Source organism: Limosilactobacillus vaginalis DSM 5837 = ATCC 49540 (genome assembly GCF_000159435.1).
GTDB classification, from domain to species: Bacteria; Bacillota; Bacilli; order Lactobacillales; family Lactobacillaceae; genus Limosilactobacillus; species Limosilactobacillus vaginalis.
Window position 1 is genome coordinate 119,240 of the sequence record NZ_GG693414.1, and the last position, 22,810, is coordinate 142,049.

26 protein-coding genes and 1 other annotated feature are annotated in these 22,810 nt (G+C 40.7%); of the genes, 25 read left to right on the plus strand and 1 reads right to left on the minus strand.

Translation table 11 applies throughout. The annotated features are described in order from the left end of the window. The 15 genes from HMPREF0549_RS05730 to recN form a co-directional block, all read left to right on the plus strand. The coding region (locus tag HMPREF0549_RS05730) for a TetR-like C-terminal domain-containing protein (protein WP_003717319.1) at nucleotides 1-356 on the plus strand (356 nt) is incomplete at its 5' end. 123 nt (nucleotides 357-479) lie between these two features. Continuing rightward, nucleotides 480-549: a sequence feature (ribosomal protein L21 leader region), on the plus strand. Between the two features lie 16 nt (nucleotides 550-565). Beyond that, complete coding sequence (gene rplU, locus HMPREF0549_RS05735; protein ID WP_003717320.1) at nucleotides 566-874, plus strand: 50S ribosomal protein L21; 309 nt, start codon at nucleotides 566-568, stop codon at nucleotides 872-874. Between the two features lie 14 nt (nucleotides 875-888). Then, on the plus strand, nucleotides 889-1,215 hold the full coding sequence (locus tag HMPREF0549_RS05740; protein ID WP_003717321.1) for a ribosomal-processing cysteine protease Prp: 327 nt from the start codon (nucleotides 889-891) through the stop codon (nucleotides 1,213-1,215). Between the two features lie 25 nt (nucleotides 1,216-1,240). After that, nucleotides 1,241-1,522 (plus strand): 50S ribosomal protein L27, encoded by a 282-nt coding sequence (rpmA, locus tag HMPREF0549_RS05745; RefSeq protein WP_003717322.1) that lies wholly within the window; start codon nucleotides 1,241-1,243, stop codon nucleotides 1,520-1,522. Nucleotides 1,523-1,641: 119 nt separating this feature from the next. After that, nucleotides 1,642-2,718 (plus strand): M24 family metallopeptidase, encoded by a 1,077-nt coding sequence (locus tag HMPREF0549_RS05750; RefSeq protein WP_003717323.1) that lies wholly within the window; start codon nucleotides 1,642-1,644, stop codon nucleotides 2,716-2,718. 2 nt (nucleotides 2,719-2,720) lie between these two features. Continuing rightward, a complete protein-coding gene (locus HMPREF0549_RS05755) occupies nucleotides 2,721-3,401 on the plus strand; it encodes a 2'-5' RNA ligase family protein (RefSeq protein WP_003717324.1) in 681 nt (226 codons plus the stop codon). Nucleotides 3,402-3,529: 128 nt separating this feature from the next. After that, entirely contained in the window at nucleotides 3,530-3,970 is a 441-nt protein-coding gene (locus HMPREF0549_RS05760) for an Asp23/Gls24 family envelope stress response protein (protein ID WP_003717325.1), read from the plus strand. Continuing rightward, the gene (gene nusB, locus HMPREF0549_RS05765; RefSeq protein WP_003717326.1) at nucleotides 3,970-4,380 is read left to right on the plus strand and encodes a transcription antitermination factor NusB; all 411 of its coding nucleotides are present in this window, start codon (nucleotides 3,970-3,972) and stop codon (nucleotides 4,378-4,380) included. The genes HMPREF0549_RS05760 and nusB overlap by 1 nt, the downstream gene beginning before the upstream one ends. Nucleotides 4,381-4,495: 115 nt before the next feature. Next, nucleotides 4,496-5,353 carry a bifunctional methylenetetrahydrofolate dehydrogenase/methenyltetrahydrofolate cyclohydrolase FolD gene (gene folD / locus HMPREF0549_RS05770; protein WP_003717327.1) on the plus strand — a complete coding sequence of 286 codons (858 nt, stop codon included), beginning with the start codon at nucleotides 4,496-4,498 and terminating at the stop codon, nucleotides 5,351-5,353. Further along, a complete protein-coding gene (xseA, locus tag HMPREF0549_RS05775) occupies nucleotides 5,346-6,683 on the plus strand; it encodes an exodeoxyribonuclease VII large subunit (RefSeq protein WP_003717328.1) in 1,338 nt (445 codons plus the stop codon). Before folD ends, xseA begins: the two co-directional genes overlap by 8 nt. A gap of 1 nt (nucleotide 6,684) precedes the next feature. Further along, a complete protein-coding gene (locus HMPREF0549_RS05780; protein WP_003717329.1) occupies nucleotides 6,685-6,975 on the plus strand; it encodes an exodeoxyribonuclease VII small subunit in 291 nt (96 codons plus the stop codon). Between the two features lies 1 nt (nucleotide 6,976). Next, the gene (locus HMPREF0549_RS05785; protein ID WP_373369811.1) at nucleotides 6,977-7,852 is read left to right on the plus strand and encodes a polyprenyl synthetase family protein; all 876 of its coding nucleotides are present in this window, start codon (nucleotides 6,977-6,979) and stop codon (nucleotides 7,850-7,852) included. Between the two features lie 8 nt (nucleotides 7,853-7,860). Further along, complete coding sequence (locus HMPREF0549_RS05790; protein ID WP_003717331.1) at nucleotides 7,861-8,682, plus strand: TlyA family RNA methyltransferase; 822 nt, start codon at nucleotides 7,861-7,863, stop codon at nucleotides 8,680-8,682. Between the two features lie 6 nt (nucleotides 8,683-8,688). Next, a complete protein-coding gene (locus tag HMPREF0549_RS05795) occupies nucleotides 8,689-9,150 on the plus strand; it encodes an arginine repressor (protein ID WP_040531398.1) in 462 nt (153 codons plus the stop codon). Next, nucleotides 9,151-10,833 (plus strand): DNA repair protein RecN, encoded by a 1,683-nt coding sequence (gene recN, locus HMPREF0549_RS05800; RefSeq protein WP_003717333.1) that lies wholly within the window; start codon nucleotides 9,151-9,153, stop codon nucleotides 10,831-10,833. A 235-nt stretch (nucleotides 10,834-11,068) separates the two neighbouring features. Here recN and HMPREF0549_RS05805 read toward each other — a convergent pair whose 3' ends face one another. Next, nucleotides 11,069-11,398 (minus strand): hypothetical protein, encoded by a 330-nt coding sequence (locus HMPREF0549_RS05805; RefSeq protein ID WP_003717334.1) that lies wholly within the window; start codon nucleotides 11,396-11,398, stop codon nucleotides 11,069-11,071. Nucleotides 11,399-11,558: 160 nt separating this feature from the next. Here HMPREF0549_RS05805 and gmk point away from each other — a divergent pair, with 160 nt between their 5' ends. The 10 genes from gmk to rpe all read left to right on the plus strand — a co-directional run bounded on the left by gmk (nucleotide 11,559) and on the right by rpe (nucleotide 22,744). After that, nucleotides 11,559-12,179 carry a guanylate kinase gene (gene gmk / locus HMPREF0549_RS05810; protein ID WP_040531401.1) on the plus strand — a complete coding sequence of 207 codons (621 nt, stop codon included), beginning with the start codon at nucleotides 11,559-11,561 and terminating at the stop codon, nucleotides 12,177-12,179. Beyond that, nucleotides 12,176-12,394: a DNA-directed RNA polymerase subunit omega gene (gene rpoZ, locus HMPREF0549_RS05815; RefSeq protein WP_003717336.1), complete on the plus strand. Its 219-nt coding sequence runs from the start codon at nucleotides 12,176-12,178 to the stop codon at nucleotides 12,392-12,394. The genes gmk and rpoZ overlap by 4 nt, the downstream gene beginning before the upstream one ends. A gap of 164 nt (nucleotides 12,395-12,558) precedes the next feature. Beyond that, nucleotides 12,559-13,761: a bifunctional phosphopantothenoylcysteine decarboxylase/phosphopantothenate--cysteine ligase CoaBC gene (gene coaBC / locus HMPREF0549_RS05820; protein WP_003717337.1), complete on the plus strand. Its 1,203-nt coding sequence runs from the start codon at nucleotides 12,559-12,561 to the stop codon at nucleotides 13,759-13,761. 13 nt (nucleotides 13,762-13,774) lie between these two features. Further along, entirely contained in the window at nucleotides 13,775-16,204 is a 2,430-nt protein-coding gene (gene priA, locus HMPREF0549_RS05825; protein WP_040531404.1) for a primosomal protein N', read from the plus strand. 18 nt (nucleotides 16,205-16,222) lie between these two features. Continuing rightward, on the plus strand, nucleotides 16,223-17,176 hold the full coding sequence (fmt, locus tag HMPREF0549_RS05830; protein ID WP_040531406.1) for a methionyl-tRNA formyltransferase: 954 nt from the start codon (nucleotides 16,223-16,225) through the stop codon (nucleotides 17,174-17,176). Continuing rightward, nucleotides 17,169-18,518, plus strand: a complete 1,350-nt coding sequence (gene rsmB / locus HMPREF0549_RS05835; RefSeq protein ID WP_003717340.1) for a 16S rRNA (cytosine(967)-C(5))-methyltransferase RsmB — start codon at nucleotides 17,169-17,171, stop codon at nucleotides 18,516-18,518. Before fmt ends, rsmB begins: the two co-directional genes overlap by 8 nt. Before the next feature lie 18 nt (nucleotides 18,519-18,536). Continuing rightward, nucleotides 18,537-19,277 (plus strand): Stp1/IreP family PP2C-type Ser/Thr phosphatase, encoded by a 741-nt coding sequence (locus HMPREF0549_RS05840; RefSeq protein ID WP_003717341.1) that lies wholly within the window; start codon nucleotides 18,537-18,539, stop codon nucleotides 19,275-19,277. Nucleotides 19,278-19,280: 3 nt separating this feature from the next. After that, the gene (gene pknB, locus HMPREF0549_RS05845; protein ID WP_003717342.1) at nucleotides 19,281-21,182 is read left to right on the plus strand and encodes a Stk1 family PASTA domain-containing Ser/Thr kinase; all 1,902 of its coding nucleotides are present in this window, start codon (nucleotides 19,281-19,283) and stop codon (nucleotides 21,180-21,182) included. A gap of 11 nt (nucleotides 21,183-21,193) precedes the next feature. Then, a complete protein-coding gene (gene rsgA / locus HMPREF0549_RS05850) occupies nucleotides 21,194-22,078 on the plus strand; it encodes a ribosome small subunit-dependent GTPase A (RefSeq protein WP_003717343.1) in 885 nt (294 codons plus the stop codon). A gap of 12 nt (nucleotides 22,079-22,090) precedes the next feature. Next, the gene (rpe, locus tag HMPREF0549_RS05855) at nucleotides 22,091-22,744 is read left to right on the plus strand and encodes a ribulose-phosphate 3-epimerase (protein ID WP_003717344.1); all 654 of its coding nucleotides are present in this window, start codon (nucleotides 22,091-22,093) and stop codon (nucleotides 22,742-22,744) included. The last annotated feature ends 66 nt before the right edge of the window (nucleotides 22,745-22,810 follow it).

The window sequence follows — 22,810 nt, forward strand, 5'->3', positions numbered from 1 at the left end:
CGTTTCAGTACATTGAAAGTGAAGCTGATATTTTTGATGTATTACTGAACAACGAACGAAATGACTTCTTTTATGAACAACTTTATGATCGGTTATCTGAACAGCTATCAAGGTTCTACACTGTAATGGCTGAATCAGATGAGCAACCAAAAGTTCCCTTGAATTTGCAGATTTCCTTCATTGATTCAGCACTTCTTGGCTTAATAAGTCATTGGCTAAAAGATGGTATGATTTATACATCACGGTACATGACCCAAAGCGTGGGGAAGATGCTTGATCAGTTGGATTCTAACAATATCCTCTTGCTTGACTTCTTTAGTCACGAAACTGAGCCGGCATTACAGGATATTCAATGAATCCCAATTTAGGGAGCGTCAGATTGACAAGTAGTCAGCTGACACTCTTTTTTGAACTCTATAAAAGTTATGGTTGACTAATTAGTTGATTTTTGATATTATGCAACTGTTGTATTTGTGACCCAACAACTACAACCGCACGCTGCCAAGTTTAAAGCATTTGCTGCTTGGTTCGGCGAGTCTTAGAAATTAAGGAGGTGCACAAATTTATGTACGCAATTATCGTAACTGGCGGTAAGCAATACAAGGTAGAAGAAGGTTCATCCATCTACGTTGAAAAGCTTGATGCTAAGGAAGGCGACAAGGTTACTTTTGATCAAGTAGTCTTTGTTGGTGGCGACAGCACTAAGATTGGTACTCCATTAGTTGATGGTGCATCAGTTGAAGCTACTGTTGACAAGCAAGGTAAGGAAAAGAAGGTTGTTACCTTCAAGTACAAGCCTAAGAAGCACACCCACACTAAGCAAGGTCACCGTCAACCATACACTAAGGTTACTGTTAACAAGATCAATGCTTAATGCGGAGGTAAATAATGATTCGGGTAACTTTTAAATTAAATTCGGATCACCTAATTACCGCTTTTCAGATGGCAGGGCATGCCGATGCTGGTCCTTATGGTCAGGATATTGTTTGTGCTGCTGCATCTGCTTTATCAATCTCAACTATTAATGGTTTGACACAGGTCGCTAAGACCAAGCCCAATGTTGATAGTGACGATGATAATGGTGGCTTTCTCAATGTTACTGATATTAGCTTAGCTCATGATGCGCAAGTTATTATGCAGACATTCTTCAATGGAATGAATGATATTGCGGAAAGCTATCCTCAAAACATTGAAATCAAAATGTTTGAAAATTAAAAATATTTGCTGGAGGTGAACAATTATGATTATGAATTTGCAATTCTTCTCTCACCACAAAGGGGGCGGTTCCACTGCCAACGGTCGGAACTCAGCTGGTCGTCGTCTTGGTACCAAGGCTGCTGATGGTTCTATCGTTACAGCTGGTTCAATTATTTACCGTCAACGTGGTACTCACATTAACCCTGGTGAAAACGTTGGCCGTGGTGGTGACGATACCCTTTACGCTAAGGTTGCTGGTCGGGTTAAGTTTGAACGTCTTGGCCGTGACAAGCGGAAGGTTTCTGTTTACCCAGTTGCCGAATAATAATATAATGGACTGCACCTTTAATGGTTCGGTCCTTTTTATTTTTTAAATATTACCCCTCAGCATTAATTGTAAAAATTACCTATAATAGAATTAAACCAAAAATGGGGGATTAGCTAATGTCAAGAATCAGTAGGTTACAACAGAAGTTTGAACAATTATACATTGATGCTTTTTTGGTGACTGATCAAAAAAATATTTATTATTTAACAGGATTTAACCTCCTTCAGGGAGATGGATGCTTATTAGTAACGCCGCAGAACGCAATTATTATTACTGATGAGCGCTATCAGTTAGCCTTAGAAGAATTTGAATCTGATGAGGTTGTTGCAACAATTAGTCGAGACTATTATGGTTCTGTTAATAAGATTTGTGAAGGACTCAACTTAACGGTTCTTGGCTATGAAGACACTATTTCATATCATCTTTTTGATGCTTTTGATGAACTAATGACGTCTGATATTGTCCCGTTCCACCATTTGATTGAAAAGATGCGGTTAGTTAAGGATAGCACTGAGATCAACAAGCTTCGTGCTGCAGCTGAATTACAATCAGCAGGGTACGATTATTTCCTTTCGATTGTTCATCCCGGGATAACAGAACGTGAATTAGCAATAAAACTTGATTATTGGATGAAGATGCAGGGCGCTTCAGGACCATCTTTCCCAACAATTGTTGCTAGTGGAGCTAATTCTGCAAAGCCGCACGCAACCGCTTCAAGTAAGCCGATTGCTGATGGGGATGTTGTGACATTAGATTTTGGCTACTATCTTGATGGCTACACTGCAGATATGACTAGAACATTTGCGGTCGGCTCAATTGATCCTGAACTCCGTGATATTTATAAAATTGTGAATGAAGCTCGTCAGTTGGTGATCGATCATGCTAAGGTTGGTATTCGTGGCAATGAACTGGATGCATATGGCCGGGCATTAATCGAAGAAGCTGGCTACGGTGATGAATTTAATCACGGAATGGGGCATGGTATTGGTTTAGCGGTTCATGAGCTGCCTGCAACGTATGCGCCAGGAACAAAAAGGGTCAAACTGAAAAATAATGAAGTGATTACGGTTGAACCAGGGATCTACATTCCTGAAATTGGTGGGGTGCGAATTGAAGATGATATTATTGTGACTCACGGTGGTGCAGAAGTAATTACAACTGCACCAACAGAATTGATCGTTGTTGAGGACTAGCAATGGAAAAACTGAAGCAACTTTATACTCGGATTGCGCAACAGGGGATCCAGGCAATTAGTAATCACCAAGAACAGGTTGATCCTAATTTACAAAATTTAAAAGCTGATTCCCGCCAAGGACTGACACTGCTGGTTAAGCTACCGGCTCACGTTACCAGGAATATTAGTTTTGTACTAAATGACCTTAAAAAACTAGAACCGTTTCAATATTATTACACAGCTAATACCATCCATATTACTGTGATGGATATTCGTCGTGCTGTTCCTGACTTTCATATGTCTAAAGAAAAATTAATTAACTATCGGCAAGTCATCCAGGAAAAGATTGAGAATGTTAATGCAATTAATTGGCATTTGGCTGGGCTGATTTGTAGTCCGGGAGCAATTCTTGTTAAGGGCTTTTATTCTTCAGAATTGCAACAACTTCGTAATGGGTTAAGGGCGAGCCTGCTTAAGAATGGATTGTTATTGGATGAACGTTACGCAACCTTTTCTGGCCATGCAACAGTGGCGAGATTTAAAAAGAAGCTTATTCACCCGCAAGAATTTTTAAATGAAATTAATAATTTTCATAATGTTGAACTCGGTGACTTTCAAGCTAGCGAGGTTGATTTAGTGATTCATGATTGGTACAATCGTCAGCCACACCTGATAGAACGATTCTCGCTCAAAACCACTTGATTGGATTGTTGCTTTTTTCTAATAGATAGTGCAAAATAATACTGAGATACTTCGATGAAGATTATTGTAAAGCTACTAAAAATAATTAGTAGTTAATATACTGAAATACTATAAATGGAGGACTTACAATGGCAGAAGATTCAAAGATCATCTTAAGCAGTGAAGATCAGTCCCTCGGCACGATTGAAGTAGCACCTCGTGTTGTTGAGATTATTGCTGGCGTTGCTGCAAGTGAAATTGACGGTGTTTCAAAAATGTACGGTTCACTTGCCAATAGTTTTGGCGAATTATTAGGACGGTCTGATCAGCGTCGCGGGGTTAAGCTAACTAACCAAAATGAGAATTTAACTATCGATATTGATGTTTATATTGATTATGGTGTTTCAGTTCCTAAGCTTGCTGCAAAGATTCAAGACCGGGTAAAACAACAAGTAACCTTGATGACTGATCTGAATGTCAGTGAGGTCAATATCCACGTTAAGGGAATTGTTCAAAAGAAGGAAGAACAAACAGTGGATCCAGATGATATTTTTGGAGAACACGAAGATGATAAGGCTGGTGAAAAGTAATGATGCCGAATCGACACGCAATTCGTGAAGAAGCCTTTCAAATTTTATTTGCTAAGCAGTCAAATCCAGACGCAACATTAACTGATATTTATGAATCATTGCCAAGTCATGCTGATAAGATTCCTGCATACTTACAAACGTTGGTTGAGGGAGTTAGTGAACATCAAGAAAAACTTGATGAGCAAATTACACAATTACTGGCTAGTGGTTGGGAAATTAATCGTCTTGCCCAAACGGATCTGGTAATTTTGCGGTTAGCTTTGTACGAAATCCAATTCGTAGATGAAGTACCAACTGTTGTTGCAATTAATGAGGCACTGGAATTGGCTAAAACCTACAGTAACGATAAGTCCCGTAAGTTTATCAATGGTGCATTAGGCAAGTTCGAACGCCAATTAGAAAGTAACTAAATATTGGGTTAAGGAGAGGATGCAGTAAAAGTGCAAACTCTCTTTTGCTTTAAACTTCTTTTGGTATTGATATGGTAAAATATTTTTAGTTAAACTGGAAAAGGGGAATGGCAGAATGGCGATACTAATTGACGGCCGTGCAGTGGCAAAAGAAATTAATGAAAATACCGCAGAACGAGTAACCCGCTTAGCCAATGAAGGGATTATTCCCGGCTTGGCAGTAATATTAGTTGGTGAGGATCCGGCTAGTAAAATTTATACCCGAATGAAGGATAAGAAAGCCAAAAAATTAGGAATCCATTCTGTCCTTTCGGTTTATCCAGATGATGTTCGTCAGGAGGAACTCTTGCACGATATTCGTCAATTTAATGAAGATAAGATGATTAATGGGATCCTTATTCAGGAGCCGTTACCTGACCATTTAGATGGGAATGAGCTTCTCAATGCTATTGATCCGCATAAAGACGTTGATGGCTTCCACCCGTATAATGTTGGTCTTTTATACAGTAATGCTAATGAAAACTATCCAGTTAGTTGTACGCCTAAAGGAATCATGAGTCTCTTGAAGCATTATCAGGTTAAGCTGGAGGGAGCGCGTGCGGTTGTTGTCGGGAGGAGTATTCTTGTTGGCAAACCGATGGCAGCATTACTTGAAAATGCTAATGCGACAGTTACGATTGCTAATCGTCATACTAGAAACCTTAGTGAAATAACTAGACAAGCTGATGTTCTTGTTGTTGCGGCAGGAGTTAAGCACCTGATTACTGGTGAAATGGTTAAAAAGGGTGCAACTGTAATTGACGTTGGTATACATCGTTTGGAAGATAAAACACTAACGGGGGATGTCGATTTTGAAAGTGTTGCTCCTATTGCTAAAATGATTACTCCTGTTCCGGGCGGTGTTGGCCCAATGACGATTGCAACACTAATGGAACAAACCGTTGATCTTACGGAGTGGAGTCATAATGGATAGAAGTCAATACTTAACAGTTAGTGAATTAACAAGTTATTTAAAACAAAAATTTGATCGTGATCCTTATTTAAAAACCGTTTATTTAACTGGTGAGCTTTCAAATTTTCGTCTTCGGCAACGTCACCAATATTTTAGTATTAAAGATGAAAATGCGGTTATTGATGCTGTAATGTTTGAACGCCAATTTCGTCAGGTGAATTTTCGTCCTGAAACTGGGATGAAGATTTTAGTTGTTGGTCATATTGGTCTCTATGAAAAAAGCGGTCGCTACCAGATTTACGTTGACCGAATGGAGCCGGATGGGCTTGGTGCCCTTTATCTCCAATTTGAACAGTTAAAAAAGAAGTTAGGCGCTGAGGGACTCTTTGATCAAATCCCACGACCAATTCCGCAATTTCCTAAAAGAATTGCTGTTGTAACCAGTTTAGATGGTGCGGTAATTCGTGATATTAACACGACGGTTCGTCGACGCTACCCAATTGCGCAGGTCGTTTTATTTCCGACTGTTGTTCAGGGAGACAAGGCTGCCACTGATATTGCTCGTCAAATTAACCGGGCGAACCAGATCGGAAATTTTGACACGATGATTATTGGTCGTGGTGGTGGATCGTTGGAAGATTTATGGCCTTTTAATGAGGAAATCGTTGCACGGGCAATCGCTGACAGCCATATTCCGGTAATTTCGTCAGTTGGTCATGAGACTGATACCACTATTGCTGATTTGGTGGCCGATCAACGGGCAGCTACGCCAACTGCAGCGGCAGAATTGGCAACACCAAACCGCCTTGCAGATGTTTTAATGACTATCCAGGATGATCAAGTCCGTTTAAATAACACGATGAAAAAGTTGATTGATTTTGACCGAAAACAATTACAAAAGCAATTGCAAAGTTATATTTTTCAGCAGCCAAGCAGGCTATATGAAAATTATGCTCAGAAGCTCGATCAATTAACTCAAACTTTAGAAAACAACGTTAGTAATCTTGTTAAAGACCGTTTAAACCGTGTTCAGCAGCTGCAAGGAAGGTTACAAATTAACTCTCCCCAACATACAATTGAACGGGCACAAGAAACGGTTACTCAGCTTCAGAACCGGTTGCTAAGCAGTGCTAAAAATAGTCAACAACAACGTCATCAGCAAGTAACGAGCTTGATCCAGCAATTAGATTCTTTAAGTCCATTGAAGATTATGGGACGTGGATATTCGTACGTTACTTACCGTAATTCAGTTGTTAATACGGTTAAAGAATTGAAAAGCGGTCAGCAGGTAAGCCTTCATTTTAATGATGGGAAAGCAACTGCCAAGATTATTGGCACAAAGGAGAACTAAAATGGCAGAGAAAAAAGCAACATTTGAAGAACAGCTAAGCCAACTTCAACAAATTGTTAGTCACTTGGAACAGGGGAATGTCCCGTTGGAAGAGGCACTTACTCAGTATAAAGACGGGATTGAATTAGCGCGGGCACTTCAAAAGAAGCTAACCAGTGCTGAAAAGACATTAGGTAGTCTAATTGATGACGAAGGTAATGAGAAACAGTACGAAAAAGCAACAGATGATCCAAGTAATAATGGCGGTGGCAATCGTGGCTACGGTAGTGATGAGAAACCGCTAGAGGAGTAATCTGATGCTTGAACTGAAAGAATTAAAAGAACAAATTGATCAATTCTTGGAGCAGCAGATGCCGTCTGATATTGATCAGCCAACTTTGGCATCATCAATGGAATATTCTGTTAATGCTGGTGGAAAAAGATTGCGTCCAGCATTAACATTGACGACTGTCCAGATATTTGGCGGGCAGCTTAACCAGAATGTAATGAAGGCATCAACTGCTATTGAATTGCTTCATACATATTCATTAATTCATGACGATTTGCCGGCAATGGATAATGATGACCTGCGTCGCGGTAAGCCGACTAACCATAAAAAGTTTGGGGCAGGAATGGCAACGCTCGCAGGTGATGGCTTGCTGACCATGGCATTTCAATGGTTAACAGATAACCAATTGCCAACGGAGACACAAGCAGAATTAACGCTAGCACTTGCTAAGGCAGCCGGTCCTGCGGGAATGGTTGCCGGCCAAGCTCGAGATATTGAGGGAGAACACCAAAACTTAACCCTTGAACAATTGCGCTACCTTCATCGTCAAAAGACAGGGGACCTTTTAAGTTATGCTGTTTTGGCTGGTGGAATCATTACAAAACAGGATTCGACTACCAAAAATCTTCTTGCTGATTTTGGTGCTCAATTTGGTCTCGCTTTCCAAATCTATGATGACTTAATGGACGTTGTTGGTACGGCAAAACAGATGGGAAAAGCTGTTCATAAGGATGCTAGCGAACATAAGAATACCTATCCGGGACTGCTAGGTATTCAAGGAGCAGAGGAACAACTCCATTTAGCATTGAAACAGGCTAAGAAGACTCAAAAAAAACTGGTTGATAAAACCGGTCATGATTTCAGTGCTTATGATCAGTTTTTAGCATATTTTAAATTGTGAGGGTAACGATGGAAAAACAACGTGTTGATATTTTGCTTGTAAAACAGGGACTTTTTGACTCTCGTGAACAGGCAAAGCGAGCTGTGATGGCTGGTGAAATTCTAGGAAAGAATAATGAACGTTTAGATAAACCAGGAGAAAAGATCCCGGTAACCACAACGCTGCATATGAAGGGCCATAAGATGCCATATGTTAGTCGTGGCGGGTTAAAACTGGCCAAAGCACTAAAGGTCTTTGATATTAGTGTTAAGGATAAGACGGTTTTAGATATTGGTTCTTCAACGGGTGGTTTTACCGATGTAATGTTGCAAAATGGGGCAAAGCTAAGTTATGCGCTTGATGTTGGAACCAATCAACTAGTATGGCAGCTTCGTGAGGATCCACGAGTGGTTGTTATGGAACAAACTAATTTTCGCTATAGCAAGTTAGCCGATTTCGACCATGGACAGCCTGAGTTTGCTTCGATTGATGTCTCATTTATTTCTTTGCGCTTAATCCTACCGCCATTAGCAAAAATCCTTATTCCTGGTGGTGAAGTGGTAGCATTAATTAAGCCACAATTTGAGGCAGGAAAAGAAAAAGTAGGCAAACATGGAATTATTAAGGATCATGCTGTTCATAGGGAGGTCCTTGAAGAGGTCCTTTCCTTTGCGCGGGAAGATGGCTTTGATATTCTTAATTTGGATTTTTCACCAATTAAGGGTGGCCAAGGAAATATTGAATTTCTTGTTCATTTAAAATTAACAGGACAGCCTGGCAAAGTTGCGGAACAGGTTAATATTGATCAAGTATTGGCTCATGCTGATGAAGAACTTAACCATAAGGAGTGAAAAATGATGAGGAAGGTTGAGCGCCAACAGTTAATTCGGGAAATTATTACTAAAAGTCAAATTGAACGGCAAGATGATTTAGTTGCTGCATTGAAGGATCGTGGTGTTCGCGCAACTCAGGCGACAATTTCACGCGATATTAAAGAATTACAACTGGTTAAGGTTCCCTCTAATGATGGTGGGTACCGCTACGCCCTGCCTGCACAAGGGAATATTGATAACCAAACCAGATTAAGTACCGAATTATCTAACAACATGCTTTCTTTAGAACGTCAAACAGAATTCTTGTCAATTGTCATGCGTCCGGGAAATGGGCCAGTGATGGCAAGCTTAATCCGACAATTAGAAATTGATGACGTCTTTTCAGTAATTGGTGATGATGCTGGAGTCTTGGTTGTTTGTCGATCAGCAGATGCGGCAGTTAATGTTGAAGAGATGTTTCAAAATTTGATGAATCAGGGTGACTAAATGTTACAGGAATTAACAATTGATAATCTGGCAATCATCAAGCATCTTTCGTTAGATTTCTCTGATCAAATGACAGTTCTAACGGGGGAAACTGGTGCCGGAAAGTCCATCATTATTGATGCCGTGGGATTGCTAGCGGGTGGCCGTGGCTCTCAAGAATACATTCGTCGTGGCGCTGATAAGCTATCTCTTCAAGGACAGTTTGCTCTTCCGCAAGACCCAGAATTTAATCATCTATTGGATTCATTAGGGATTGATCATGAAGACGGGATCCTGATTATTTCACGGGAAATTTATCGTCGTGGTCGAAATGTTATCCGGGTTAATGGTCAATTAATTAATACTGCAACATTACGTCAAATTGGTTCGCGATTGGTAGATATTCAGGGGCAAAATGAGCACCAATTATTATTACAACCGGAGATGCATCTGGGAATGTTGGACCAATTTGCTCATAACGAGGTTCATAAATTATTGACTCGTTACCAAGATGAATATCAGAATTATGTAAAATTAAAGGCAGCGGTTAGCAAAAAACAAAATAATGAACAACAATGGGCCCAACGCTTAGATATGCTTCGCTACCAAGTTAATGAGATTGCGGAGGCTAATTTAAAAGCTGATGAAGAAGAGCAGTTAACGAGTGAGCGGGACCGCTTAGAACATTTTCAGCAGATTAACAATGCGCTTCAACAGGCAGTGACGGTATTCAACGGTGGCGATCAGGGAGCGGTTCTTGACCAAATTGCGACTGTTATGAATTCAATTAATGAAATTGCAGAATTTGATGGCGCATATGATTCGCTAAGTAAATCGTTAAATGATGCCTACTACGCACTTCAAGATGTTGCCACAGAAGCTAGTCAGCAGCTAGACCTGCTGGAGTTTGATGATAACCGGCTTAGTGAGATTGACCAACGATTAACTATGATTGGCGACTTGGAGCATAAGTATGGCGATAGTGTTAAGGATGTTCTTAAATACTATGATCAAATTAAGCAAGAACTGGATTCGATGGAAGAAGCTGCAGATTCAAACAGTGATTTAGAAGAGCGTCTGTCAACTGCTGAAGAAAAGTTAGTTAAGACTGGACAGCAGTTAAGTCAGATTCGTCAACAGGCAGCGCACCGGTTAACCAAATTAGTTCATCAGCAGTTAAAAGAACTTTATATGGATAAAGCAGTTTTTGAAGTTCACTTTGCAAAGCAGTCACGAGTTCACTTTACTCCTGATGGAATTGACGATGTTGAATTTTATATCCAGACTAATCCCGGGGAAACGATGGGACCATTAGCACGGATTGCTTCTGGTGGTGAACTTTCACGGGTAATGCTTGCCCTTAAAACAATCTTTGCGCAAAATGAAGGCGTTACGAGTATTATCTTTGATGAGGTAGATACTGGGGTTAGTGGACGTGTTGCTCAAGCAATTGCAGATAAAATTAAGGTAATTGCAAATAAGTCACAGGTCCTTTGTATTACTCACTTGCCACAAGTTGCTGCTGTAGCGCAACACCACTTTTTAATTCAGAAACATGTTAAAGACGAGCGGACAACCACAATGGTGACAATCCTTAGTGATAAAGAACGGGTTAACGAATTGGCACGAATGTTGTCGGGTGAAAAGGTAACGAAATTAACCAAAGAACATGCGGAAGAATTATTAAAGATGGCACAAGAGTAAGCAACACAGACAATATGGAATGAGTTTAATTGAGAATAAAAAGAACGAGGGAGTGAGACAGAACTAGCTCGCTAGTTCGTTTTCGAACCCCCGCAAGCACAAATAGGGTTTCAGCGTTCGGATTTTCCGAGCACTGAAACCCATTTGTGTACTGCGTCGTTTGTATTTTTCCTAGGTAATATACCTTATGTCACAGCCCCGCTCGTTCTTTTGCTTGCTATTAATTTAGCAGAAATCAAAAATTTGCGATATAGCGAATTTGGTTAAAATTAACTACGTAACTGACATTTTGATTTTGGATTAGGTATCGTTTGTTATCTAATTTCTTAACAGTGCCACGGACATTAACAGGGTAACCATCATTATTAATGGGCATTAGTTGAATCAACACCTGCAAACCGTTGTTGATAGTTTTGTTGAGGAAAGAAAGCCGTTGCTTTGCTGGTTGGGGAGTTAATAATTGAATTGGCTCTTCGTGAAACGAAAAATCGTTATTCAGTAACTGCTGTAATTTACCATTAATGATAGTTGATGCTGATTTAAATAAAGACTGTTCCATTTGCATTTCACACATCTCCGAACATTTGTTTGTAGTTATAGTATACGAACAGACGTTCAAAAAAGCAAGCCCAAATTTAGAAAAAATACCAATTCCAATAGTTGATTTTATCGCTTATTTAGTGCATTATAGTAATAATACGTTATATTTGAATAGGAGAATTAGCATGGCAAAAAGGGGAATGTTAATTGTACTTTCTGGCCCTTCTGGTGTAGGTAAGGGTACTGTACGTAAAGCAATTTTTGATTCCAATGACAATGACTTTCAATATTCTATCTCGATGACAACACGGCAACCACGTCCTGGTGAAAAGAACGGGGTTGACTACTACTTTGTTTCAAAGGAAGAATTCGAACACGAAATTCAAACGGGTGGAATGCTTGAATATGCAAAGTATGTTGACAATTATTATGGGACCCCATTAAAATATGTTAATGAGACCTTAGATTCAGGGAAAGATGTTTTTCTTGAGATCGAAGTTAACGGTGCAATGCAAGTTCGTTCAAAGTGTCCAGATGGTGTTTTTATTTTCTTAACGCCACCCGATTTGGATGAACTGAAGCAACGATTAATTCACCGTGGTACTGATAGTATGGATGTTATTAACAAGCGAATTCGAAAGGCTTTTGATGAGATTCGAATGATGCAAAATTATGATTACGCGGTTGTTAATGACAAGGTACCAAATGCTGTTGCTAAAATTAAGGACATTATTCGTACGGAACGGCTCCGGGTTAATCGGGTAATGCCACGCTATCTTGAAATGTTAGGAGATTCAGCACAATGATTCTTTTTCCATCAGTTGATGAATTGTTAAAACGAATTGATTCGCGTTACTCTTTAGTTATGCTTGCAAGTAAGCGGGCACATGAATTGGAACGTGGATCCGCACCACTTCTTGATCACTACTACTCAAGTAAGCCAGTTGGAAAGGCTCTAGAAGAAATTGAAGCCGACAAGGTAACAATTGATCCAGATCACTTTGAAGACTTACAAGACTAACTTCTAAGTGGGCATTATTATATTGAGGCATTCGTAATTTCTGAATGATTAATTCACCGGGGTTGCGAATGCTTTTTCTATTAAATAATTATTGTGGAAGTCACGGAAAAACCGAGTGAGAATGATATAATCAAATTTGGAGTTAAACGATTGGAGGGTGCTAGATGGCAAAAATAGCGATATATATGACGGGAGGAATTGCTCTTTATAAGGGAATTGAGGTAATTCGTTCTTTAGAAAGGGATGGACACCAGGTTCGCGTGGCAATGACTGAGTCCGCAACGAAACTAGTAACCCCTTCAACGTTACATGCACTAACGCACCATCCTGTAATGACGACCCTATGGAATTATAATAATTCCCCGGTTCCTCACATTGAACTTGCAGATTGGTCCGATTATGCAATCGTGTTACCAGCAACTGCTAATATTATCGGTAAAATGGCGAACGGAATTGCTGACGATGCGGTATCCACAACCCTTTTGGCCACGGCAGCTCCTAAAATTGTTGTTCCAGCAATGAATACCAACATGTGGAATAATCCAGCAGTTCAACGGAACGTGGCTCAACTAAAGCAAGATGGAGTAACAATTATTGAACCAGCAGTTGGAATGCTTGCTGAAGGTTACCGGGGGAAAGGACGTTTACCGGAACCTGCTGAAATTATCAGTCAGCTGCGGTCGATAATTAAGAGTTCAATTACCGGAATTCTTCGTGGGAAAAAAGTATTAATTACTGCTGGTGGAACCCGCGAGGCAATCGACCCCGTTCGTTTTATTGGTAATCGCTCTTCAGGCAAGATGGGGATTGCAATTGCAAAAGCGGCCGCAGATGCAGGTGCTACTGTTGAACTGGTTCTTGGTCAGATTTCGATTGCTCAGCCAGTAAACCCGCAAATTAGCATTTACCAGGTTGGAAGTACGGAGGAAATGCAGAAGAAAGTCACGGAACTCTTTCCGGCAGCTGATATTTTAATCATGGCAGCTGCAGTTGCTGATTTTCGTCCTGCACGGGTTGCCAATCAAAAGATAAAGAAGCAGGATGATCAAGAACAGTTAGAACTTCAATTAGTGAAAACAACGGATATTTTAAAAACGGTTGCGGAAAAGAAACGTGCAGATCAGTTCGTAGTTGGTTTTGCTGCGGAAACCGCTGATTTAGTACAAAATGCTAATAAGAAGTTAAAAAGTAAGAATGCTGATATGATCATTGCTAACAGTGTTGCTGGCAACAATGGTGCATTTGGCAGTGACCTAAACCAAGTAACAATTCTTCAATTAGGGACTGAGCCGGTTCAATGGTCAAGAATGACCAAGACAGAAGTGGCAATAAAACTAATTCAGTTACTTGCTACCAAGATAAAGTAAGGTGAGTGAGAGCGTGGCACAGTTAGCACAGGTAATTGTTGATGTTCCTACAATGCAAACAAATCGGCCCTATACATACCAAGTGCCAACTCGACTCGAAAATCAGGTTCAATTAGGAATGCGGGTAGTCGTCCCGTTTGGCAATGGTAAGCGGCAGGTACAAGGATTTGTTGTTGGCCTTGATCAGCCAACAAAGTATAGCGGTCAATTAAAAGCAATTGACGCTTTAATGGATTTACAACCGGTAATTGGGGACGAATTATTAAGTCTTAGTAAATGGCTTGCGGATCAAACATACGCTTTTTGGATTTCCAGTATTTATACAATGTTGCCTAATATGCTCAAAGCTAAGTCAACACGAGTCGTTAAAATTATTGATGAGGTTGATGAACAGGTTGCCTTCGATGTTTTTCACGGAAAAGATGAATTGGATTTTGCGACAGTCCAATCAAATCCTCAGATAGTTAGTTTGCTACTCAAATTACAAAGGCAGGGAAAGGTTCGCTTTGAGTACGTGGTGGCAGATAAGGCAAAGACCAAAACAACGGTAGGAATCCGTCCTCAGTTAAATTTTGAAGAACTTGAAGAAGCACGAACTTCCCTTCATGCTAATGCTCATGCACAAAATCGTCTTCTCTCTTATTTACAAAGTATTGTTGGTAAAACGGTCAAGCAGGTGGATGCTGAAAAGGTTAGCGGAATAAAAGCAGCAACTTTTAATATTGGTGTTCAAAAGGGCTGGTTAACGAAGGTACCGATTGAAGTTTATCGAACACCACTTGGACAAGAATCGTTGCCGGATGATCACCACCTTGCCAAGCCGTTAACTTTGAACGATGAACAACGAGCGGCTGCTGATAAGATCGAGCAGGCAATTGATGATTCTCAGAGTCGCGTTTTTCTTCTTGAAGGAGTGACGGGTAGCGGGAAAACCGAGGTTTATCTCCAATCGATCGCTAAAGCACTCCAAAATCATAAAACAGCATTAATGCTTGTTCCAGAAATCTCCTTAACCCCGCAAATTGTGAACCGGGTTCGTCGTCGCTTTGGTTCAAAGGTTGCGGTCCTCCATAGTGGTCTTTCCGATGGGGAACGTTTTGATGAGTGGCGGCGGATTAATCGTGGTGAAGCTCAGGTTGTTGTTGGTGCGCGATCTGCGATATTTGCTCCGCTAACTAATATTGGTGTGATTATTTTAGATGAAGAACATGAATCAAGCTATAAACAAGATGAGGCTCCGCGCTATCATGCCCGCGAAGTCGCAAAGTGGCGAGGAGAGTATAATGATGCCCCGGTTGTTCTTGGCTCTGCTACTCCAAGTTTAGAAAGTCGGGCACGAGCAATGAAAGGGGTTTATCAACTTCTTCAATTAAAGCACCGGGTAAATAAACGTCCCTTGCCACCCATTAAAGTGTTGGATATGCGTCCAGAGATTAAGGAACGGGGAGAAAGTAACTTCTCTCGGGAGCTGTTGACTAAGCTAACCGATCGTTTGGCAAAAAATGAACAGAGTATTTTAATGCTTAATCGAAGGGGCTTTTCATCGTTTATGATGTGTCGTGATTGTGGTGAAGTCCTTAAATGCCCCAACTGTGATATTTCTTTGACACTGCATATGGATAGTCACACGATGAAATGTCATTATTGTGGTCATGAGGAGCCGATTCCCCGTTTTTGCCCTCATTGTGGCAGTCGCGAGATCCGCTACTATGGGACGGGAACGGAAAAGGTTGAGCGAGAACTGAACAGTTTGATTCCCCAAGCGCGCATCATTCGGATGGACGTTGATACCACCAGACGAAAAGGAATGCACGAAAAACTTTTACGGCAATTTGGCCACCATCAGGCTGACATTCTCTTGGGAACCCAAATGATTGCTAAGGGACTCGATTTTCCTAATGTTACCCTAGTGGGAGTGTTGAACGCGGATACCGGATTGGGGCTTCCTGACTTTCGGTCAAGCGAGCGAACGTTTGACTTACTGAGCCAGGTTAGCGGACGTGCTGGGCGAGCTGATAAAAAAGGTGAGGTAATAATTCAAACCTATAATCCCGACCACTATGCCATCCAATTTGCCCAAAGAAATGATTATGAAGGGTTCTTTAAGCGGGAGATGGCATTGCGCCACCAAGCTAGCTATCCTCCATATTATTTTACTGTTCGATTAATGGCGAGTCATGAAGATGAAGCAGTCGCTGCACGCGCAATGGCGCAAATTAAAGAACAGTTAACTAAAAGTCTGATGCCCTCAACAATTATTCTTGGACCGACGCCACGGGCAATTGCGCGAATGAAACGACGATATTACTACCAAATTGTAATCAAATACAAGCAGGATCAACATTTGCATTCGATCTTACAAAAGATTCTTCAAGAAACGCAGAGTAAGGGAAAAAATGATGTTCAAATTTCAATTGATCCCGATCCGCAATATTTTATGTAATGAAAGGATGACTTACTTATGTCAACATCAATCGTATTTATGGGAACTCCTGAATTTGCAGTTCCAATTCTTCAAAGTCTTATTGACGCGCCTGAATATGACGTTAAAGCTGTTTTAACCCAGCCTGACCACCGTGTTGGCCGTAAACATGTTTTAACCCCATCCCCAGTGAAAAAACTTGCCGTAGAAAACCAAATTAAGGTTTTACAACCAGCTAAGCTTAGTGGTAGTCAAGAGATGACAGAGATTATCGAACTGCATCCTGATTTGCTGATTACTGCTGCTTATGGTCAGTTCTTGCCAACAAAGCTATTAGATGCTGCACAGATCGCTGCAATTAATGTCCATGGTTCACTATTGCCTAAGTATCGTGGTGGTGCACCAGTTCAATATTCCATTATCAATGGTGATCGGGAAACCGGGGTTACGATTATGTACATGGTTAAGAAAATGGATGCTGGTGATATGATTTCTCAGCGAGCCATTCCAATTGAACCTGATGATGATAACGGTACAATGTTTAAGAAGCTGAGTATCCTTGGTCGGGATCTCTTGTTAGATACGCTACCTGACTTGATTAGTGGAAATGTTAAACCACAAAAACAAGATCCGGAAAAGGTAACTTTCTCACCAAATATTTCAAGTGAACAAGAGAAAATTGACTATACAATGTCAGCACAGCAAATTGATGATAAGGTTCGCGGGTTGCGTCCTGCCCCAATTGGTAACATGAAGATTGATGGGCTTCGAACTAAGATTTATGATGTGACACCATTGACTGAAAAAACTGAATTGGAACCAGGTAAAGTCGTTCGGATTGATAAACACCACCTGGTTATCGCTGCTGGTAAGGGAACTACATATCAAATTAATGAGTTAAAGCCTGCCGGTAAGCAAAAAATGAACATTACGGCTTACTTAAATGGTCACCAAAACATTAAGGAAGGGATGCAAGTGGTAACCGATGACTAAATTCACCCCACAAAATGCGCGGGAATTAGCTTTTGCTTCTTTAGAGCGAGTTCGTAAAACAAAGGCATATTCAAATCTTCAAGTAGACGAAACGCTTCGTCGGCATGAACTAAAACCCGCAGATCAACGTTTGGTAACGACAATTGTCTACGGAACGCTTCAACACCAGCTTACCCTAGAATATTGGCTAAAATCGTTGACACCAGGCAAACAGCTGGATCCGTGGGTTGAAACGCTCTTACTAACAGCGTTTTACCAATATAACTATTTAGATCGAGTTCCTAATTGGGCAGTGACCGATGAAACAATTAAAATTGCTAAGCGTCGTGGGAATCCGGGAATTAGGAAGTTTGTTACGGGAGTCCTTCATTCTGCATTACGAAAGGGTGTTCCTGATTTTTCGACAATTAAGCCAATTGCAAAACGATTATCAATTGAAGCGAGCGTTCCTCAATGGTTAGTTGAAAAGTTTATTGAAGAAAATGGCGTGCAGACGACAAAGAAAATTCTACAAGCGATTAATGAACCTGCTCATGTTTCCATTCGAGTTAATACTAAAAAGAGTAGTTTAGAAACAGTAAAGCAGCAGTTACTAGATGAAGGTATTGAAACGGCTGAAAGCCAAGTTGCGGTCAATGCTTTGGTCGTAACATCAGGCAATATCGTTAATTCCCCATTGTTGAAGGATGGAGTTATTACGATTCAGGATGAAAGTGCCATGCTAGCAGTTGAAAGTATGGATCTTCATCCACAATTTAAGGTGCTTGATGCATGTGCAGCGCCAGGCGGCAAAACCGTTCAAATAGCTGAGCAGCTTTCATCTGATCAGGGTGGTAAAGTTGTTGCTCTAGATATTCACCAACACAAAGTTCGTCTAATTGAGAAAAATGCTCAACGAATGGGGGTAGAAGGCGTTGTGAAACCGATAGCGCTTGATGCCCGGAAGGTTAACGACAAATTTGCTGATGAAGAATTCGATCGAATTTTAGTTGATGCGCCATGTAGCGGAATGGGATTATTACGACGCAAACCGGAAATTCGTTATACGAAAACTGCTCATGATAGTCAGCAGTTACATCAAATTCAATTAGCAATTTTAAATGCGGTTGCCCCAAAACTGAAAAAAGGCGGTATAATAATTTTTAGCACGTGCACAATTTTAACTGAAGAAAATGAACACACCGTTCAAGAATTCCTTCAGGCACATCCAGACTTTACGCTGGAGCGAACAGTTACAAAACGTGCTCTTAAGGACGATCGAGATTCGGCAACTTTAACAATTCTGCCGAGTGATTACGGTTCCGATGGCTTCTTTATTAGTTGCCTTAAGCGAAATCTGTAGAAGGGAAAAGCATTATTTATGAAAGTTGCTTATCAAACAGATATTGGTCATCAAAGAAAGGAAAATCAGGATCGGGTAGCCAAGTTTACTGCCCCTGATGGAACCCTTTTGGTGGTCGTTACCGATGGAATCGGCGGTAGTCGAAGTGGCGATGTTGCTGCCCAAATTACTGTTGATCATCTTGATCGTCAATTCCAAGCGGCCTCACCAAACTCATCATTGGAAGCAATCCGGTGGTTCGCACGTGAGGTCCAATTAATCAATGACGAAATCTTACAAAAATCAACGGAAAACCCAAAATATCAGGGGATGGGCACTACTTTAGTTGCCGCAATTATTTTTGATCAGGCAATGGTAGTTGCTAATATCGGTGATAGTCGGGGATATGTTCTCCATGATAACCTGTTAACACAGGTAACAATCGACCATTCATTAGTTAATGAGCTGGTCAAACATGGTGACATTACAGAAGAAGAAGCTCGTAATTATCCACAAAATAATATTATTACTCGTGCTATTGGTGTATCAGCTGATGCCAGAATTGAGGTTAATCGCTTTGATCTGGGTGCTGGTGACCAAATTTTGCTGTGTTCTGACGGTTTATCAAAAATGATTACTCGAGAACAGATGATGGGAGTACTCGAATCAGATCTCTCATTAACAGAGAAGTGCTCGCAATTAATAAAAATGGCAAACGAGGCTGGTGGACCTGATAATATCACTGTCCTGATTGGGTTAGCAGAAGACCAGGAGGGGTAGTAAATGAATCCTGGATATAAAATCGGTAAACGATACAGGATTATTCGCACGCTTGGTGAAGGCGGAATGGCGAATGTTTATTTAGCATATGATGAAGTGCTTGACCGCAAAGTTTCGGTTAAGCTTCTTCGCTTAGATTTATGTGATGACCCAAATACTCAACGTCGCTTTGAACGTGAAGCGATGGCAGCAACACAATTAAATGATCCTCACATTGTTGGTGTTTATGATATTGGTGAGGATCACGGAATGCAGTTTATGGTAATGCAGTATGTGGAAGGGACGGACTTAAAGGCCTATATTAAGAAAAATTTCCCGATACCATTGCCGCAAGTGGTAGACATTATGGAGCAGGTTTTGTCTGCCGTTCAAGCTGCTCATGACCACGGGATTATTCACCGTGATTTAAAACCACAAAATATTCTAATTGATGAAAATAAAAATATTAAGATCACTGATTTCGGGATAGCAGTTGCCGCGTATCAGGACTCACTAACCCAAACAAATACGTTGATGGGTTCTGTTCATTATCTATCTCCTGAACAAGCACGAGGAAGTATCGCAACCAAGCAGTCTGATATCTATTCTTTAGGGATTATTCTTTATGAATTATTAACCGGAAAGGTTCCGTTTGAGGGTGAAACAGCTGTCTCAATCGCCCTAAAGCATTTCAAGGAAAATATTCCGTCAGTTCGTGATTTTAATAGGGATATTCCTCAAGCACTAGAAAATGTTGTTATCAAAGCGACTGCTAAGGATCCGAGTGATCGTTACAAATCAGCAGCAGCGATGGCCGCAGACTTGAGAACGTCTCTGGATCCGGCAAGAAAAAATGAACCGCGACTGGAATTTAATGATGACGATGACGGTGAAACCAAGGTAATTGAATTACCAAGTTACCACGAAAAGCAGCCACAACAAGATGAGAAGAAGCAGCCGCAAAAAAAGCAAGAAACTGTTTGGCACCGCTATAAAAAATATATTTGGTCAGGAATTGCAATAGTGGCTTTAATTTTGGCTGGCTCTGGCGGTTGGTGGTTTTTCGGTCGGAGTGTAGTGACACCTGATGTTGATGGACAAAGTGCGGTAAAAGCGGAACAAACGTTACATAAGCATAACCTGCGAGTTGGCAACATTACACGGGTATATAATTCAAGCATCCCTAAGAATCATGTAGTCAGCAGCTCACCAAATGGAAGCGATAAGACACGGGTTAACAGTTACGTTAATCTTAAGGTTAGCCAGGGTGTTAAACAAATGACAATGGCTGATTATGTTGGCTCTGATTATAGTGACGTTGCAAGCAATCTGCGTGCTAAGGGATTTCGTGTTGAACAGGTCAAGGTCCATTCAGAGACTGTTGATCCTGGACAAATCATGAAACAAAATTACGCAAAGGGGAAGACCGTTGCTACAGCATCCCACACTATTCGTTTTAAGGTCAGTGCAGGCAAGACGCAGATTAAGATTCCTGACTTTAAGAACCAGGATATTAGTGTTGTTCAGAAATTTGCTAATGAACACCACTTGCAGTTAACAACCCAAGAAAAAACATCCAAGACGGTCGCAACAAACCACGTAATTGCACAGACGCCAAAGGCTGGTTCGACCTTGAGTCGTGACGATACGTTAACGGTGACCGTTGCAAACTCAGGGAATGAAACCAAGACTACTAATATCCAGATTAATATTCCATTTGATGGTAATGGTGGTCAACGTGAAAATCGTGTTCAGGTTTACATTAAAGATGCTCAGCATAATTTAACAATGCAATACCAAGACATTACGATTAACCAGGAAACAACAATTAACGTTCCGTTTACCCTTCGACAAGGTGAGATGGGTGCTTACCGGGTTGTTCGGAATGGGCGAACGATTATGAGTGCGACTAACATTACCGCTTAAGGAGGGTAAAGGTGAAACAGGGAATAATACAACAATCTTTAAGTGGTTTTTATGATATTTTGGCTGATGGTGAAATCTATCGGACAAGGGCACGGGGTAATTTTCGTGCTCGAAAAATTAAACCAATTGTCGGTGATCGGGTTGAATTTGAGAATGGTTACCTTCTTCACGTTTTGCCACGAAAAAACGAATTAGTTCGTCCGCCAGTGGCTAATGTTGATATTGCTGTTGTTGTAACGGCAGCTAAGAAGCCAACATTCTCGACAAATTTGTTAGATCGCCAGTTGATCGCCCTTGAAGCACAAAAAATTATTCCGGTGATTTACTTTTCAAAAACGGATCTCCTTGATGATGACGAATATGCAAAACTTGCGGAAATTGTTGATGGTTACCGTAAAATTGGCTATCAGATTTTCTTTAGTCGGGAAGCATTCGCCGAAGATCAGCTGCATCAATTAAAAGAACTTTTAAAGGACCAAATTGTTACAATGATGGGACAAACGGGTGCTGGGAAATCAACGCTTTTAAATCATTTTGCGCCAGGATTAGACTTAGCAACTGGTGAAATTTCAACTGCATTAAAGCGGGGACGGCACACAACACGCAAGGTTAGTTTGTTAAACGTTGCATGTGCCTGGATTGCAGATACCCCTGGTTTTTCATCGTATGAAACTTTTGACATGACCGTTGAAGAATTACCAAATTTCTTTCCGGAAATGAAAGAGTTAGCACCTAATTGTAAATTTCGGGGATGTCTTCACCTAAAAGAACCCCAATGTGCAGTTAAAGATGCGGTAAAAAATGGTATAATCATGAAAAGTCGGTATGATGATTATGTTCAATTTCATAACCTAATTGCTAACCAAAAACCAGACTATGGTAAGAATAAGAAATGAGGGATTGATAAAATGATTAAAGTAGCACCTTCGATTCTCAGTGCTGATTATGTTAACTTGCAACGGGACATTGAAAAAGTAGATAAGGCGGGTGCCGAATATCTTCACATTGATGTGATGGATGGTTCATTCGTACCAAGTATTTCTTATGGCCCAGGATTCGTAAAGGCAATTCGTCCAATTACGAAGATGGTTCTTGATTGTCACTTAATGGTTCAAAATCCTGAACACATTTTACCTGCATTTATTGATGCTGGTGCTGATATCATTGGTGTTCAAGTTGAGGCTACTCAACATATTCACCGGGCACTCCAAATTATAAAAAATGGCGGAGTAAAGGCAGAAGTAGTTATTAATCCTGGTACACCAGTTGCCATGATTGAACCAGTTCTTCACATGGTTGATCAAGTATTAGTAATGACCGTTAATCCGGGCTTTGGTGGTCAAAAGTTTCTTCCTGAAACCGTCGAAAAGATTGCTCAGCTTAACCAAATTAAGAAGAATAAAGGCTATGACTTTGACATCGAAGTTGATGGCGGTGTTAACAATCAAACCGTTGTGGACTGTTATAAAGCTGGTGCAACCGTTGCTGTTGCCGGCTCATATGTATACAACGTCGATGATCCTGCTAAGCGGATCCAAGCGTTAAGGGATGCAACTAAATAATTAGTAGAAAAGGGAGCGTGACAGAAGTCATTTATGACTTCGTTTTCACGCCCCCGCGAGCGCAAA

What these genes read in the sequence shown, in the direction of transcription:
- rplU (WP_003717320.1), top strand. Translation starts at nt 566, where the DNA reads ATGTACGCAATTATCGTAACTGGCGGTAAGCAATACAAGGTAGAAGAA.
- HMPREF0549_RS05740 (WP_003717321.1), top strand. Translation starts at nt 889, where the DNA reads ATGATTCGGGTAACTTTTAAATTAAATTCGGATCACCTAATTACCGCT.
- rpmA (WP_003717322.1), top strand. Translation starts at nt 1,241, where the DNA reads ATGATTATGAATTTGCAATTCTTCTCTCACCACAAAGGGGGCGGTTCC.
- HMPREF0549_RS05750 (WP_003717323.1), top strand. Translation starts at nt 1,642, where the DNA reads ATGTCAAGAATCAGTAGGTTACAACAGAAGTTTGAACAATTATACATT.
- HMPREF0549_RS05755 (WP_003717324.1), top strand. Translation starts at nt 2,721, where the DNA reads ATGGAAAAACTGAAGCAACTTTATACTCGGATTGCGCAACAGGGGATC.
- HMPREF0549_RS05760 (WP_003717325.1), top strand. Translation starts at nt 3,530, where the DNA reads ATGGCAGAAGATTCAAAGATCATCTTAAGCAGTGAAGATCAGTCCCTC.
- nusB (WP_003717326.1), top strand. Translation starts at nt 3,970, where the DNA reads ATGATGCCGAATCGACACGCAATTCGTGAAGAAGCCTTTCAAATTTTA.
- folD (WP_003717327.1), top strand. Translation starts at nt 4,496, where the DNA reads ATGGCGATACTAATTGACGGCCGTGCAGTGGCAAAAGAAATTAATGAA.
- xseA (WP_003717328.1), top strand. Translation starts at nt 5,346, where the DNA reads ATGGATAGAAGTCAATACTTAACAGTTAGTGAATTAACAAGTTATTTA.
- HMPREF0549_RS05780 (WP_003717329.1), top strand. Translation starts at nt 6,685, where the DNA reads ATGGCAGAGAAAAAAGCAACATTTGAAGAACAGCTAAGCCAACTTCAA.
- HMPREF0549_RS05790 (WP_003717331.1), top strand. Translation starts at nt 7,861, where the DNA reads ATGGAAAAACAACGTGTTGATATTTTGCTTGTAAAACAGGGACTTTTT.
- HMPREF0549_RS05795 (WP_040531398.1), top strand. Translation starts at nt 8,689, where the DNA reads ATGAGGAAGGTTGAGCGCCAACAGTTAATTCGGGAAATTATTACTAAA.
- recN (WP_003717333.1), top strand. Translation starts at nt 9,151, where the DNA reads ATGTTACAGGAATTAACAATTGATAATCTGGCAATCATCAAGCATCTT.
- HMPREF0549_RS05805 (WP_003717334.1), bottom strand. Translation starts at nt 11,398, where the DNA reads ATGCAAATGGAACAGTCTTTATTTAAATCAGCATCAACTATCATTAAT.
- gmk (WP_040531401.1), top strand. Translation starts at nt 11,559, where the DNA reads ATGGCAAAAAGGGGAATGTTAATTGTACTTTCTGGCCCTTCTGGTGTA.
- rpoZ (WP_003717336.1), top strand. Translation starts at nt 12,176, where the DNA reads ATGATTCTTTTTCCATCAGTTGATGAATTGTTAAAACGAATTGATTCG.
- coaBC (WP_003717337.1), top strand. Translation starts at nt 12,559, where the DNA reads ATGGCAAAAATAGCGATATATATGACGGGAGGAATTGCTCTTTATAAG.
- fmt (WP_040531406.1), top strand. Translation starts at nt 16,223, where the DNA reads ATGTCAACATCAATCGTATTTATGGGAACTCCTGAATTTGCAGTTCCA.
- rsmB (WP_003717340.1), top strand. Translation starts at nt 17,169, where the DNA reads ATGACTAAATTCACCCCACAAAATGCGCGGGAATTAGCTTTTGCTTCT.
- HMPREF0549_RS05840 (WP_003717341.1), top strand. Translation starts at nt 18,537, where the DNA reads ATGAAAGTTGCTTATCAAACAGATATTGGTCATCAAAGAAAGGAAAAT.
- pknB (WP_003717342.1), top strand. Translation starts at nt 19,281, where the DNA reads ATGAATCCTGGATATAAAATCGGTAAACGATACAGGATTATTCGCACG.
- rpe (WP_003717344.1), top strand. Translation starts at nt 22,091, where the DNA reads ATGATTAAAGTAGCACCTTCGATTCTCAGTGCTGATTATGTTAACTTG.